Annotated in this window: 12 protein-coding genes; 3 read left to right on the top strand and 9 right to left on the bottom strand. The window is 39.8% G+C overall.

What is annotated here, in order from left to right; translation table 11 throughout:
• Positions 1 to 16: 16 nt before the first annotated feature.
• From P0077_RS07740 to P0077_RS07750, 3 genes are read right to left on the bottom strand one after another with little or no spacing between them, the layout of a single operon-like run.
• Positions 17 to 763, bottom strand: a complete 747-nt coding sequence (locus tag P0077_RS07740; RefSeq protein ID WP_194525242.1) for a succinate dehydrogenase/fumarate reductase iron-sulfur subunit — start codon at positions 761 to 763, stop codon at positions 17 to 19.
• A gap of 6 nt (positions 764 to 769) precedes the next feature.
• Positions 770 to 2,773: a fumarate reductase/succinate dehydrogenase flavoprotein subunit gene (locus tag P0077_RS07745; RefSeq protein WP_276168546.1), complete on the bottom strand. Its 2,004-nt coding sequence runs from the start codon at positions 2,771 to 2,773 to the stop codon at positions 770 to 772.
• Between the two features lie 2 nt (positions 2,774 to 2,775).
• Positions 2,776 to 3,444, bottom strand: coding sequence for a succinate dehydrogenase cytochrome b subunit (locus P0077_RS07750; protein WP_276168547.1), 669 nt, complete (start codon positions 3,442 to 3,444; stop codon positions 2,776 to 2,778).
• A gap of 256 nt (positions 3,445 to 3,700) precedes the next feature.
• On the opposite strand from P0077_RS07750, the gene P0077_RS07755 reads away from it, so the two are divergent.
• Together P0077_RS07755 and P0077_RS07760 are read left to right on the top strand one after the other, a co-directional pair.
• Positions 3,701 to 4,591, top strand: coding sequence for a RimK family alpha-L-glutamate ligase (locus tag P0077_RS07755; RefSeq protein WP_276168548.1), 891 nt, complete (start codon positions 3,701 to 3,703; stop codon positions 4,589 to 4,591).
• A gap of 30 nt (positions 4,592 to 4,621) precedes the next feature.
• Positions 4,622 to 5,611, top strand: a complete 990-nt coding sequence (locus P0077_RS07760) for a succinylglutamate desuccinylase/aspartoacylase family protein (protein WP_276168549.1) — start codon at positions 4,622 to 4,624, stop codon at positions 5,609 to 5,611.
• A gap of 262 nt (positions 5,612 to 5,873) precedes the next feature.
• Here the strand turns inward: P0077_RS07760 and P0077_RS07765 are convergent, their stop codons facing one another.
• Positions 5,874 to 6,263 carry a DUF2721 domain-containing protein gene (locus tag P0077_RS07765; RefSeq protein ID WP_276168550.1) on the bottom strand — a complete coding sequence of 130 codons (390 nt, stop codon included), beginning with the start codon at positions 6,261 to 6,263 and terminating at the stop codon, positions 5,874 to 5,876.
• A gap of 1 nt (position 6,264) precedes the next feature.
• Positions 6,265 to 7,239 (bottom strand): ThuA domain-containing protein, encoded by a 975-nt coding sequence (locus tag P0077_RS07770; RefSeq protein ID WP_276168551.1) that lies wholly within the window; start codon positions 7,237 to 7,239, stop codon positions 6,265 to 6,267.
• Between the two features lie 112 nt (positions 7,240 to 7,351).
• Here P0077_RS07770 and P0077_RS07775 point away from each other — a divergent pair, with 112 nt between their 5' ends.
• Positions 7,352 to 8,509 (top strand): methionine aminotransferase, encoded by a 1,158-nt coding sequence (locus P0077_RS07775; RefSeq protein ID WP_276168552.1) that lies wholly within the window; start codon positions 7,352 to 7,354, stop codon positions 8,507 to 8,509.
• Between the two features lie 364 nt (positions 8,510 to 8,873).
• On the opposite strand, the gene P0077_RS07780 is transcribed toward P0077_RS07775, so the two are convergent.
• The 4 genes from P0077_RS07780 to P0077_RS07795 form a co-directional block, all read right to left on the bottom strand.
• The gene (locus tag P0077_RS07780; protein WP_276168553.1) at positions 8,874 to 9,527 is read right to left on the bottom strand and encodes a 3-oxoacid CoA-transferase subunit B; all 654 of its coding nucleotides are present in this window, start codon (positions 9,525 to 9,527) and stop codon (positions 8,874 to 8,876) included.
• Between the two features lie 46 nt (positions 9,528 to 9,573).
• Complete coding sequence (locus P0077_RS07785) at positions 9,574 to 9,924, bottom strand: four helix bundle protein (protein WP_276168554.1); 351 nt, start codon at positions 9,922 to 9,924, stop codon at positions 9,574 to 9,576.
• A 50-nt stretch (positions 9,925 to 9,974) separates the two neighbouring features.
• The gene (locus tag P0077_RS07790; RefSeq protein WP_276168555.1) at positions 9,975 to 10,676 is read right to left on the bottom strand and encodes a CoA transferase subunit A; all 702 of its coding nucleotides are present in this window, start codon (positions 10,674 to 10,676) and stop codon (positions 9,975 to 9,977) included.
• 115 nt (positions 10,677 to 10,791) lie between these two features.
• Positions 10,792 to 13,140: a penicillin-binding protein 1A gene (locus P0077_RS07795; protein WP_276168556.1), complete on the bottom strand. Its 2,349-nt coding sequence runs from the start codon at positions 13,138 to 13,140 to the stop codon at positions 10,792 to 10,794.
• Positions 13,141 to 13,142 lie beyond the last annotated feature (2 nt).

The raw sequence follows: 13,142 nt of genomic DNA on the forward strand, positions 1-13,142 counted from the left end.
AAACACTCGTACTGTCTTATCCTTTGGTAGTCGCACTTAAATATTCACGATTCATTCGGGCAATGTTCTCCAAAGAAATTCCTTTAGGACATTCTATCTCACATGCACCGGTATTGGTACAGTTTCCGAATCCTTCCAAATCCATCTGACGCACCATGTTCTGTACTCTATCTACTGCTTCTACCTGCCCCTGTGGCAACAAAGCAAACTGAGATACTTTAGCAGAAGTGAACAACATAGCACTTGCGTTCTTACAAGCTGCTACACAAGCACCACAACCAATACAAGTAGCGGCATCCATAGCTTCGTCTGCTGCATGTTTATTGATAGGCGTAGCATTAGCATCAACTGTATTACCAGATGTGTTTACAGAGATGTAACCACCAGCTTGCTGAATTCTATCAAAAGAACTTCTATCTACTATTAGATCGTTTATTACTGGAAATGCAGTTGCACGGAAAGGCTCAATAACAATAGTATCACCATCATTAAACTTACGCATGTGCAATTGACACGTGGTCACCAAACGGTCAGGCCCATGAGGCTCACCGTTTATCTGCAATGAACATGCACCACAGATTCCTTCACGACAGTCATGATCAAATTGTACGGGCTCATCTCCTTTGTTAATCAATTCTTCATTAAGAACATCTAACATTTCAAGGAAAGACATATCGCCTTCTATACCTTTTATGGGGTAGGTAACCAATTCACCTTTGGCGTTGGCATCTTTTTGACGCCATATTTTTAAATTAAGCTTCATAGTTATCTATTTATAACTTCTTGTCTTTAATTCGATATTCTCGTAGTTCAACTCTTCCTTATGCAAAACTGCATCTTTAGGCTCTCCTTTGTATTCCCAAGCGGAAACAAATTTAAAGTTCTCATCATCACGCAATGCTTCTCCTTCCGCAGTTTGGTACTCTTCTCTAAAGTGGCCACCACAAGATTCATTTCTTGTTAATGCATCTTTAGCGAACAGTTCACCCAACTCAAGAAAATCTGCCACACGGCCTGCTTTCTCCAATTCTTGGTTCATTCCGTCTGCTTTTCCAGGGATTTTTACATTCGCCCAGAAATCAGCACGGAGGGCAGAAATCTCATCTATGGCCTCTTGCAAGTGCTCTGCATTTCTAGCCATACCACACTTGTCCCACATGATTTTACCCAATTTCTTGTGATAAAAATCAACTGAATGCTGACCGCTACCCGCCATCAACTTGTCCAATCGATCTTGAACAGCCTTTTCAGCCGCATCAAATTCTGGGGAATCCGTTGGGATAGCTCCTGTTCTAATATCTTTGGAAAGGTAGTCTCCAATAGTATAAGGAAGCACAAAATAACCATCTGCAAGTCCTTGCATTAATGCGGATGCCCCCAAACGGTTGGCTCCGTGATCACTAAAGTTAGCCTCACCGGCACAGTAACATCCTTCTATAGTTGTCTGTAAGTTGTAATCTACCCAAAGACCTCCCATTGTATAATGAACCGCAGGGTATATCATCATAGGCGTCTCATACGGATTCTCATCTACGATTTTCTCGTACATCTGAAAAAGGTTACCGTATTTCGCTTCGATAACTTTTTTACCCAAACGCGTTATTTCTTTATCATCGGCATTTTTAATACCGTGAGTCAATGCCTCTTCTTCTCCATAACGTTGAATTGCAGAAGCAAAATCCAAATAAACGGCCTCACCTGTTTTATTTACACCAAAACCGGCATCACAACGTTCTTTAGCGGCACGTGATGCAACATCACGAGGCACCAAGTTACCAAACGCAGGATATCTTCTTTCTAAATAGTAGTCACGATCTTCTTCTTTAAGCTGAATAGGCTTCAACTTACCTTCTCTAATGGCAATGGCATCATCTTTACGTTTTGGAACCCAAATACGCCCGTCATTACGAAGCGACTCTGACATTAAGGTCAGCTTAGATTGGTGATCTCCGGAAACCGGAATACAAGTTGGGTGAATCTGTGTAAAACAAGGATTAGCAAAGAAAGCCCCTCTACGGTGTGCTCTCCAGGCCGCCATTACGTTACTACCCATTGCATTGGTAGACAAGAAGAATACGTTTCCGTAACCTCCAGTTGCCAAAACCACAGCGTGAGCAGAGTGACGTTCAATTTTACCCGTAACCAAGTCACGTGCAATGATTCCTCTTGCTTTTCCATCAACAAGAACCATATCCATCATTTCATGACGGTTAAACGATTGTATCTTACCACGGTTGATCTGTCTGTTCATGGCAGAATAAGCACCTAATAAAAGCTGCTGCCCTGTTTGCCCTTTCGCATAAAACGTACGAGAAACCAAAACCCCACCAAAAGAACGGTTATCTAACAATCCGCCATATTCTCTTGCAAAAGGAACCCCTTGCGCAACACACTGGTCAATAATGTTAGCCGACTCTTCTGCCAAACGATATACGTTAGCTTCTCTAGAGCGGTAATCACCACCCTTTATGGTATCGTAGAAAAGACGATAGGCACTATCCCCATCACCTTGATAATTTTTTGCTGCGTTAATACCACCTTGAGCTGCAATAGAGTGTGCCCTACGTGGTGAATCTTGGTAACAAAATGTTTTTACGTTATAGCCCAATTCCGCTAAAGTAGCAGCGGCAGAACCACCTGCAAGCCCGGTACCTACAACTATAATATCTATATTACGTTTGTTAGCTGGGTTTACGAGATTAATATCGTTTTTATGTTGGGTCCATTTAGCGGCCAATGGCCCTTTTGGAACTTTTGAATCCAATATGCCCATAATTAATGTGTTATTGGGTTAAAATGATGGTAAAGAGCGATGAAAATAAATCCTAATGGAATCGCTATTGAATATATTTTTGTAAAAGTCTGGATACCTGCAGAGTACTTATTGTTCACCCCTACGGTCTGGAAAGACGAAGCAAAACCATGCCATAAGTGCAAGGCCAACAACACAAATGAGATAACATAAATGATGGTACGCCAGAAAGGCTGGAATTTATGTACAGTTTCCTCTAAGTAACGTGTGGGGTCCTCTGGGTTAGCAGCTATGTATTTATAGGATATCTCTTGTACCCAAAAGTCGTACAGGTGAAGGCCTAGAAAAGCAAGAACTACCAAACCGGTAATTATCATGTTCCTGGACATCCAAGAAGCATTGGCACTGCCTTTATACTGCTTATACTTTATTGCTCTTGCTTTATTGTTCTTTAATTCTAGTGCAATACCCATTGCAAAGTGAACGATTACACCAGTAATAAGGATAGGCTGCAAGAGATATTGCACCAATCCGTTGTAACCCATAAAATGCGACCACTCATTAAAAGTATCGGGGGCAATTACAGAGGTAATGTTAATGACAAAGTGTTGTGCTAGAAAAAAGACCAAAAAAAGACCCGATAGGGCCATGACCACTTTTCGGGCTATCGAAGATTGTATCAATCCGCTCATTTTATATTACGTTGGAGTTAGTTTAAAAGACTGCATACAAAATTAGGTCATAAGCTTGGCTTTAACAAACTTTATGGATGTTTAGCAAAGTATTTAGAAACGTTTTAAGTAAAAGATTTAAACCCAGAAGCTAATAGTGATTGGCTTTGGAAATTTTCTATGTGTACATTTGTCCATCAATTTACACTTCTTGTTTACGGTATATACATTTTTTGACCGATATTAAGGGTGAAAACGTACTCAGAGCTACACTACTATGGATATTGGTCTTCTTTCCGTAAGCATGAATGTCTATTCTACCCAAAGAATAGCAAACGAAGCCAAAAATTTAGGGCATTATATTGAATGGGTAGACCATACCAAGTGTTCCGTAAAAATAGGTAATGGCCAACCTCAAGTATTCTTTAGGGAAGAAAATATAATTGATGCTTTTGATGCCATTATTCCGCGTATAGGCACTAAAGTCACGCGCCATGGAGCGGCCGTTGTAAAACAATTTGAGATGAACGAGGTTTTTAGCTCGGCACATTCACAAGGAATTTCCAAAGCCAGAAACAAGGTAAAGGCACTTCAGTTTATGGCAAATAAAGGAATTCCTATTCCGGACACCTTGTTTTCCATAGACCCTGACAATATTGAGCAACAGATTGAATTATTGGGAGGTACTCCTCTCATAATAAAACTACAGGAAGGCACACACGGGCTAGGCGTTGTTTTGGCAGAAACTAAAAAATCTGCTAAATCTATTATTGATACTTTTTATAAAATGGATACCAGTATTCTCTTGCAGGAGTTTATTGAAGAAAGTAATGGCGAAGACATTCGTGTTTTTGTGGTTGGGAATAAAGTTATTGCGAGTATGAAGCGTAGAAGCGGAAATGATGAATTTAGATCTAATGTTCATCGTGGTGGAAGCACCGAAGCTGTGCAACTCACCAAAAAAGAAGAAACCATGGCACTAAATGCGGCCAAATATATAGGACTTGGTGTAGCCGGCGTGGATCTCATCCGTTCAAAAAAAGGGCCATTGTTAATTGAAGTGAACGCCTCACCCGGTCTTCAGGGGATAGAAGCAGCTACCGGTGTTAATATTGCTAAAGAAATTGTGCGGTTCGTAGAACGAAACTGTAGAAAAAAGAGAAAGTAAACATAGAAAAAAGGAACATCGGGAGCATATATGGAAACCAATAAAACAATTACCATTGAGGGCGAAAGCGTAAAGCCTGGAGAGACAAAACTGTTGAATATTAGTATTGACAGGCTTCCTACTGGAACCTTAATAGACATACCAGTTTACGTTTTCAATGCCAAAAAACCAGGCCCAACTCTTTTGGTACAAGCGGGTCTGCATGGGGATGAAATCAATGGTATTGAAATTGTACGCCGTATGTTATCTGAAAAACGGTTCAATATCACTAGAGGCGCAGTAATTGCCGTTCCCATTCTGAATATCTTCGGATTTATACATTATTCAAGAGATGTTCCTGATGGCAAAGATGTAAACCGTAGCTTTCCTGGGTCAAGAACAGGCTCAATGGCCGGTAGAATTGCTTATCACTATACCTCAGCTATTCTTTCTCAAATAGATTATGGAATAGATTTGCATACGGGCGGAGGTCAACGGCATAACTTTCCTCAAATTAGATACACCCACAATGATGAGCAAAGTGAAAAACTGGCCAAGGTATTCAATGCCCCAATTTCATTTGCATCCAAACTTATAAAAGGCTCGTTTAGAAATGCGGCTTTTTTATTGAAAAAACCTACGGTGGTTTTCGAAGCAGGTGAAAGTATGCGTTTTGATGAGTATTCCATTATTGAAGGCATGCAAGGAATTCTCAACGTCATGAAGCACCTTGATATGGTTACGACCCTAGACCCCAAATATATTGAACGGAACAATACCGTTCATCTTGGCGAAAGAAAATGGTTGCGTGCACCAACTGCGGGTATGTTTGTTCCCAGTATATCCAACGGAAGTGAAATTCAAAAAGGACAAGTTTTAGGCATTGTATCCGACCCTTACGCCAAAAGAAAGAAAACCGTAAAAGCGCCTTTTGATGGTCTAGTTTTTTGCATCAATCATCAAGCTGTAGTCAATCAAGGGGAAGCTTTATTTCATATTGGGAAACCTACCAATGAAGGTGTCATACAAGCGGATAGATAACAGACATTCGTCCGATATCCTCGAAGTTTAGTCGAGTTGGCAAAGAGTAGGTGATTCATCAACATTAAAAGCGCATTAAAAAAAACCGACCAACAGGTTTGTTTGGAATTCCTTTTACCGATAGACATCAAGAAATACGGTCGTTCATCGACCAATAACAAGCGAAAAACGAGGCTTTGCCCAAGAGCAGGTCACTTTAGCAATGTATAAATTAGACTATGCAGTCGGTTTTGTGAAATAACTCTTTTCAAACCAAAAAAGCCTATTTTTCCATATCCTCTAGCTGAATTTCCAGTGCCTTAGTAGACAACTGAACTTCAATTAAAGAGAGCATCAACGACACCATAAGAGCCAAAAGACTGATGCCAAAAACGAGGTTGGCCCAAAAGCCGAATTCCAGATAAATTAAACTCATGGTAATCACTGCCAATAAAAAACTGAATATTGCAGTCGCCTGCATATTCTTGATTATGGACAAACGCTTTCGCAACTTTTTTACCTGTAGGGCAATCGCAGGAGAAGAAGTTTCTTCATACTTCTGATGCAATTGCCTGATCAAGGCAGCAATGGCTAAATATCGTGCATTATACGCCAACATAGTTAGTGAGATTGCCGGAAAGAGCAAAGCAGGAATGCTTAATGTAAGCTCCATATTATTTATTGATCTTTCTTGAACTTGTTTTGTCGGCAGTTGGGAAATCCTCTGGAATCGCTTGTGTTACCTTTCCTGTAGCGGCCCATTCAGCGCCTCTAAGCATACTGGTTAAAAAGCCAACACATTCCACCGAGTAATCCACATGCCCCATAATATTATGGAATATGCGCCCTTTACCATACTCTAAAGACATTAAAGCAGGTTCATGCCTATCAGTGCCTTTATTTTCCGGATCGGAATATGCCGTTGCTAAAACCTTCATATTCTCTGCGGGTCCTCGAAGGCTATTGTACAATTCATCTTTGGTATGTAACCACACAGGGGGCATTCCCTTTGTAATTGGGTGCTCTTCTCTTATCTGAATTTGATATTCGCTCTGTGGGCCATGTGCACCGGCACTCCCAGGACTATCATCACGAATAAGTTTGCCGTCATTATTGTAATACACATACGGACCATCTTTTTCGGTTCGGTCTCCCCAACCTCCTAAACCAATCATTTCGTTATAAGCTTCCCATTTAGGGAAGGAATTATCGGCCGCGTGAAAAACAACTAGTCCACCTCCTTTTTTGATGTATTTCTCAAATTTCTTTTGTGTTTCCTCAGGCCATGGAGCAGCATTCCATCCAAAATTACAGATGACCACATCGTACTTTGAAAACTTGGGACTATAATTGGGGTCATGTTCCGGCTTTTCTTTTGCCTCCGTTTCCTGAACACCGGCTATTGGAAATTCTGAAATGTATTTATCTCCCTTCCATGTATATTCCGAACGAGCCACCTCAACCGTAAATAGACCGGTATTCTCCATTTCGGTTTTTAACATATATGTGATTTTAGGCCATTGCTCGTGATTGTTCTGGCCGTCCACAATAAGCGCTTTCATTTTTTTTGATGGAGATGATTGAGAAATAGCCGTATTAGAAACAAAAACTACGGAAAGTATAAAAACTAAGGTTCGAAAATTACACATATTACATATTTTGGATGCATAAATATAAGAGATTGTAGCTAAGTTTATTTAAAAAAGAAAAAGTATATGCCTATTAATGTTGTAAATTGAAATCTTAACCGAATCACGTAAAATGGCTTCTTCTCACCTGAAATTTGCATCAAAACTTCCGAATGCGAAGACTACAATTTTTACTACTGTTGGCAATTTGGCCCGCCAGCATAACGCCATAGATTTATCTCAGGGTTTTCCAAATTTTGAGATAGACCGTAAATTAAGGAATCTGGTTACAAACGCCATGCAAAACGGTCATAACCAATATGCTCCAATGCAAGGATATTACCGCCTCAGGGAAATTATTTCACAAAAAATTGAAATACTTCATAATAGAATCTATAACCCCGAAACTGAAATTACTGTCACCGTCGGGGCAACACAGGCTATTTTTACAGCTATTACCGCGTTTGTAAACAAAGGTGACGAGGTGATCGTATTCAAACCTGCCTATGATTGCTACGAGCCCGCAATTGAACTCAATGGCGGAATTCCCATTTATGTACAATTGGACGCTGATGGTTACAAACCCGATTGGCAAGCGTTCAAGACTAAAATTTCAGAGAAAACCCGAATGGTAATCGTTAATACGCCCCATAACCCAAGCGGGCGGATTTTCTCTAAAGAGGATATGCTGCAGCTTCAGGAAATTCTAAAGCCTACCAACTGCATTGTGGTTAGCGACGAGGTATATGAGCATATTATTTTTGATGGAAATGCACATCAAAGTGCTTCTAGGTTTGATGATTTAGCACAGCGTAGCTTTGTTTGTGCCTCTTTTGGAAAAACTTTTCACGTAACCGGATGGAAAATAGGTTATTGTGCCGCTCCCGAAGTTTTGATGCGTGAATTTAGAAAAACACATCAGTTTGCTGTGTTTTGTGTTGACCACCCTATGCAACGCGCCATGACGGACTATTTATGGAAAGAGGAAAACTATCTAAGCCTACCTTCTTTCTATCAAGAAAAAAGAGATTTATTTTTAGAAGGATTAAAAGGCTCCAAGTTTAAATTTAAACCCTCTGAGGGAACTTATTTTCAGCTGTTGGACTATAGTAAAATTACAGAGGAGAGTGATGAAGATTTAGCAAAGCGATTGATTACAGAGTACAAATTGGCAAGCATACCCATATCTTCTTTTAATGTGAATAACCGCCAAGACGGAGTTTTACGATTTTGTTTTGCAAAGAAAAATGAAACATTGAAACAAGCTATTGACATTCTTCAGTCGTTTTAAATCTGATGCAAAACCTTAAAAAAAGGCATAAAAAAAAGCGGCCTTTGGGTGAGCCACTTTTTTTTAATTTTTTTCAAAATGCTTTACAGCATAAATAATTTTCTGGTCAGCATGACAATTCCGCTGAAAAAATCATTTTTGTACACTTGAATCTCTTCTGGTGTTTGGTTAATTTGGGCTTCCATAGGTCGTAAGTTTAGGTAAAATCGGATTTGGGATGCGACTTTCGATTAATAACACCATAAAAATACGGCCTAAGGTCCTAGCTAAAAAAAACTTGTTGTGAAGTAGTATGTTTTTGTTGTGAAATAACAAATCGGTAGAATTCCGGGTACATCCCGATTAAATCGAGAGGTAATTTTACTTACAAATTCATTTCAGGAATCTCACCTTCAATGATTAGCGTACCCTCTGTTGCTTTTTCAATTTCTTCAACCGAAACATCTGGAGCGCGCTCCAGCAATTTAAAACCTTTTGAAGTTACCTCAATTACAGCAAGATTAGTTACAATCTTCGTTACGCAGCCGACCCCCGTAAGCGGTAAGCTACATTTCTTTAAAAGTTTAGATTCTCCTGCACGATTGGTATGCATCATGGCTACGATAATATTTTCGGCAGAAGCCACCAAATCCATGGCGCCACCCATACCTTTGACCATTTTTCCCGGAATTTTCCAGTTGGCGATATCACCATTTTCAGCAACTTCCATAGCACCCAAAATAGTAAGGTCCACATGTTGACCTCGAATCATTCCGAAACTGGTAGCCGAGTCAAAGAAAGAAGCACCATTAAGGGTCGTAATGGTTTGCTTTCCAGCATTTATAATGTCTGCATCCTCCTCCCCTTCAAAAGGAAAAGGCCCCATGCCCAAAACGCCGTTTTCACTCTGAAACTCTACATTTATATCATCTCTCACAAAGTTGGCCACCAAAGTAGGAATACCGATTCCTAGATTAACATAATAACCGTCTCTAACCTCTTTTGCAATTCGCTTTGCGATTCCGTTTTTATCTAACATAATTAATCTATCAATTAAAAAATGAGAAAATTTACCAATGTCGCTTTTATTTATTCTTTTTGCTCGTACTCACAATTTTGTACATAATTAAAGCTAGTTCATTTATATCAGTTTTTAAATCCTGTTTAAAAGGATATGTGGTAGCTCTTTCACATAATATCAACCAATATTTGGTTTCCTCTAGTTCCTTAAGAGCTATTTTCATTTTATGTATAAAATCCGCCCTACTCTCAGCATTTTGCGCTTCATGGATATTTGCTCCAATACTAGTTCCCGCCTTTAAAAGTTGATTGGCAATAATATACTTTCCCTTTTCTTTCAATAATTCACAAAAACTTATAATTTTCAAGGCAAAATCAATAGATTTCACAACAACTGGGTTTTCTTTTTTTACCATATTATAGCTTTAAAACACCCAATTGTTAGATTGACACATTGAATCATTTATTAATTGTGCGACCGCACAGTTCGTTGTTCAATCCGTTTTTCATAGTTTTTCCCTTGAAAAATACGCTGCACGAATATTCCGGGAATATGAATTTGGTTGGGATCCAATTCACCTGCAGGAACAAGCTCTTCAACTTCGGCAACGGTAATTTTGGCCGCTCCACACATACAGGGGTTAAAGTTTCTGGCGGTACCCTTAAAAATCAGATTTCCGGCTTCATCTCCCTTCCATGCTTTTACAAATGCAAAATCCGCATTAAACGCTTCCTCCAGCACATACATTTTTCCGTTAAACTCCCGGGTTTCCTTACCTGCAGCAACTTCGGTACCATAACCCGCCGGCGTATAGAAAGCAGGAAAACCTGCTTGTGCCGCACGGCATTTTTCGGCTAATGTACCTTGCGGAGTCAATTCCACTTCCAATTCGCCACTTAACATTTGCCGTTCAAACTCTTCGTTCTCTCCTACATAAGAAGATATCATTTTTTTAATCTGGTGCTTGTGCAATAGCAATCCTAGCCCAAAATCATCTACCCCGGCATTATTGGAAATACAAGTAATATCCTTGATGTTGGATTCTACAAGTGCGGTAATCGCGTTTTCCGGAATTCCACACAGCCCGAAACCACCTAACATAAAGGTCATTCCGTCTTGAATACCCTGCAAGGCTTCTTTTACATCAGTTACTTTTTTAGAGATCATACTAAAGGAATAAAAGATTTCTATTGCAGTCAAGTTACAATTTTAAAACGAAATTGCCCGTGACTTTCGGTGAAAGTCACGGGCAATTTATCAAGCATTTATCTGCTTCTATTCTTTAAAAATCCAAGTCGTCTAAATCATCATCCAAACCTTCATTTTCATCATTATCCTCTTCAACTTTACTACAATCTATATTTATGGACATGTTTTCAGGTTTATCAAATTCCCCATCGGAAATGCCTAAATCCTTATTCTCATAGTTCTTTTTCATGTACAGCCCCCAAATAGGTAGCGCCATAGAAGCCCCTTGACCATACGTTATGGATTTAAAGTGAACCGATCTTTCTTCACCACCTACCCAAACACCGGTTACCAGGTTAGGCACCATACCCATAAACCAACCATCACTCTGATTTTGTGTCGTACCGGTCTTACCCGCTATTGGGTTCGTAAATCCGTAAGGATACCCTGTTATAACCTCTTTATATGCCGTAGTGTTTTTCTGGTAAGAATGCCTTAATCTCGTACCCGAACCACCTTCGGTAACACCTTGCATTAGATCTACCATGGCATAGGCAACATCTTTACTCAATACATCTTTGGTTTCTGGAACATATTCATACAGAACCGTACCATTTTTATCTTCTATGCGGGTTACCATAACGGGCTTTACATAGACTCCTTGATTGGCAAATGCGCCATACGCCCCAACCATCTCGTACACATTTATTTCAGGGGTACCCAATGCTATGGAAGGTACCTCTAGAATTTCCCGGTTCAGACCTAGGTTGTTTACAATGGAAACCACGGACCTTGGACCTACACGGTCTATTAATTGTGCCGTTACAGTATTAACCGAATTTGCCAGTGCCGCTTTTAACGTATAATTTTTACCAGAGTATTTTCCATCGGCATTTTTTGGACACCAAGGCTCCATATTACCATGTTTTCCGGCTTCTATACAATATTGCGTATCCGGTAGTTCATCACAAGGCGATAATCGTAATTGATCTATAGCCGCAGCATAAACGAAAGGCTTGAAAGTAGACCCTGCTTGACGCGATCCTTGAATAACATTATCATACTGAAAGTGTCTATAATCAATACCACCTACCCAAGCTTTTACATGACCTGTCTGCGGTTCCATAGACATCATTGCCGCTCTTAGGAATGTTTTATAGTATCTAATAGAATCTAAAGGCGTCATAATTGTATCACGCTCACGACCGTCACTATTCCAATCAAAAACGGTCATCTCTGTCTTTTTCTTGAAAGATTCTCGGATTACCTCTTCAGATTTACCCTCAGATTTCATTTGTCGCCAACGATGAGAGTTTTTCATTGCACGCTCCAAAATTCGATTTATATCAGACTTCTCTAAATCCAAAAATGGTGCCGTTGGGTTTCTGTCCGGTGTATTTTGATGAAAGAATTCATCTTGAAGGTTAGACATATGACTACGAACCGCGTCTTCAGCATTGGTCTGCATCCGTGAATCTATAGTCGTATATATTTTAAGGCCATCTAGATACAAATTCCATTTGTCCCTGCCTCCTTCTAAAGCAGGTTTAGGGTTTTTGGAAATCCAATCGTTCATAAAACCTTGCAAATACATTCTAAAATAGGTAGCCAAACCTTCTTTATGCGATTCTGGATTAAAGTTGATATCCATCTTCGTGGCCTGCAATGAGTCTTTCTCGTGTTCCGTGATATAATCGTACTTCGCCATTTGACCCAACACCGTATTTCTACGATTCGTGACCAACTCTTCTCTTCTTATAGGGTTGAAATAGGACGAATTTTTAAGCATTCCCACCAATACGGCAGACTCCTCGGTTTTCAATTCCTGCGGCTCTTTTCCAAAATAGATTTTTGCTGCAGAACGTATGCCATCTGCATTATTAAGAAAATCATATTGATTAAGGTACATGGCAATAATCTCTTCTTTGGTATACTGCCTTTCCAAACGGGTAGCTAATACCCATTCCATTATTTTTTGTCGGATAGCCTCAACCTTGTTTTTAGAGCGTACACCCACAAAAAGTTGACGTGCCAACTGCTGTGTAATGGTACTGGCACCTCCTTTTTTACCAAGATACGCCAGTGCTCTCATAAACCCGAAAGCATCAATACCGGAATGGTCGTAAAAACGAGCATCTTCTGTGGCGATAAGTGCGTTTACCAAATTTTGAGGGAGACTATCATAAGGCACTGGTGTACGGTTATCATCCAAATAAAACTTACCCAATGTTTTGGCATCCGAAGAAATAATTTCGGTAGCCAAATTGGTCTGTGGGTTTTCTAAATATTCATATTCAGGCATATCTATGCCCAAAAGACCTTCAGAAGCCAATAAAAATATTAATGCCACTAATAGAATACCTGAAGTGAACAGGATCCAGAACCATTTGATGTATTTAAAATACCCATTGGTTTTTTTCTTTTTAACCACCTTCTTGGCCATAA

Source organism: Zobellia alginiliquefaciens (genome assembly GCF_029323795.1).
GTDB lineage: Bacteria > Bacteroidota > Bacteroidia > Flavobacteriales > Flavobacteriaceae > Zobellia > Zobellia alginiliquefaciens.

Coding starts and splice junctions, on each gene's coding strand:
- P0077_RS07795 (WP_276168556.1), bottom strand. CDS start 13,140: ATGGCCAAGAAGGTGGTTAAAAAGAAAAAAACCAATGGGTATTTTAAA.
- P0077_RS07770 (WP_276168551.1), bottom strand. CDS start 7,239: ATGTGTAATTTTCGAACCTTAGTTTTTATACTTTCCGTAGTTTTTGTT.
- P0077_RS07750 (WP_276168547.1), bottom strand. CDS start 3,444: ATGAGCGGATTGATACAATCTTCGATAGCCCGAAAAGTGGTCATGGCC.
- P0077_RS07760 (WP_276168549.1), top strand. CDS start 4,622: ATGGAAACCAATAAAACAATTACCATTGAGGGCGAAAGCGTAAAGCCT.
- P0077_RS07775 (WP_276168552.1), top strand. CDS start 7,352: ATGGCTTCTTCTCACCTGAAATTTGCATCAAAACTTCCGAATGCGAAG.
- P0077_RS07745 (WP_276168546.1), bottom strand. CDS start 2,773: ATGGGCATATTGGATTCAAAAGTTCCAAAAGGGCCATTGGCCGCTAAA.
- P0077_RS07765 (WP_276168550.1), bottom strand. CDS start 6,263: ATGGAGCTTACATTAAGCATTCCTGCTTTGCTCTTTCCGGCAATCTCA.
- P0077_RS07780 (WP_276168553.1), bottom strand. CDS start 9,527: ATGTTAGATAAAAACGGAATCGCAAAGCGAATTGCAAAAGAGGTTAGA.
- P0077_RS07740 (WP_194525242.1), bottom strand. CDS start 763: ATGAAGCTTAATTTAAAAATATGGCGTCAAAAAGATGCCAACGCCAAA.
- P0077_RS07785 (WP_276168554.1), bottom strand. CDS start 9,924: ATGGTAAAAAAAGAAAACCCAGTTGTTGTGAAATCTATTGATTTTGCC.
- P0077_RS07790 (WP_276168555.1), bottom strand. CDS start 10,676: ATGATCTCTAAAAAAGTAACTGATGTAAAAGAAGCCTTGCAGGGTATT.
- P0077_RS07755 (WP_276168548.1), top strand. CDS start 3,701: ATGGATATTGGTCTTCTTTCCGTAAGCATGAATGTCTATTCTACCCAA.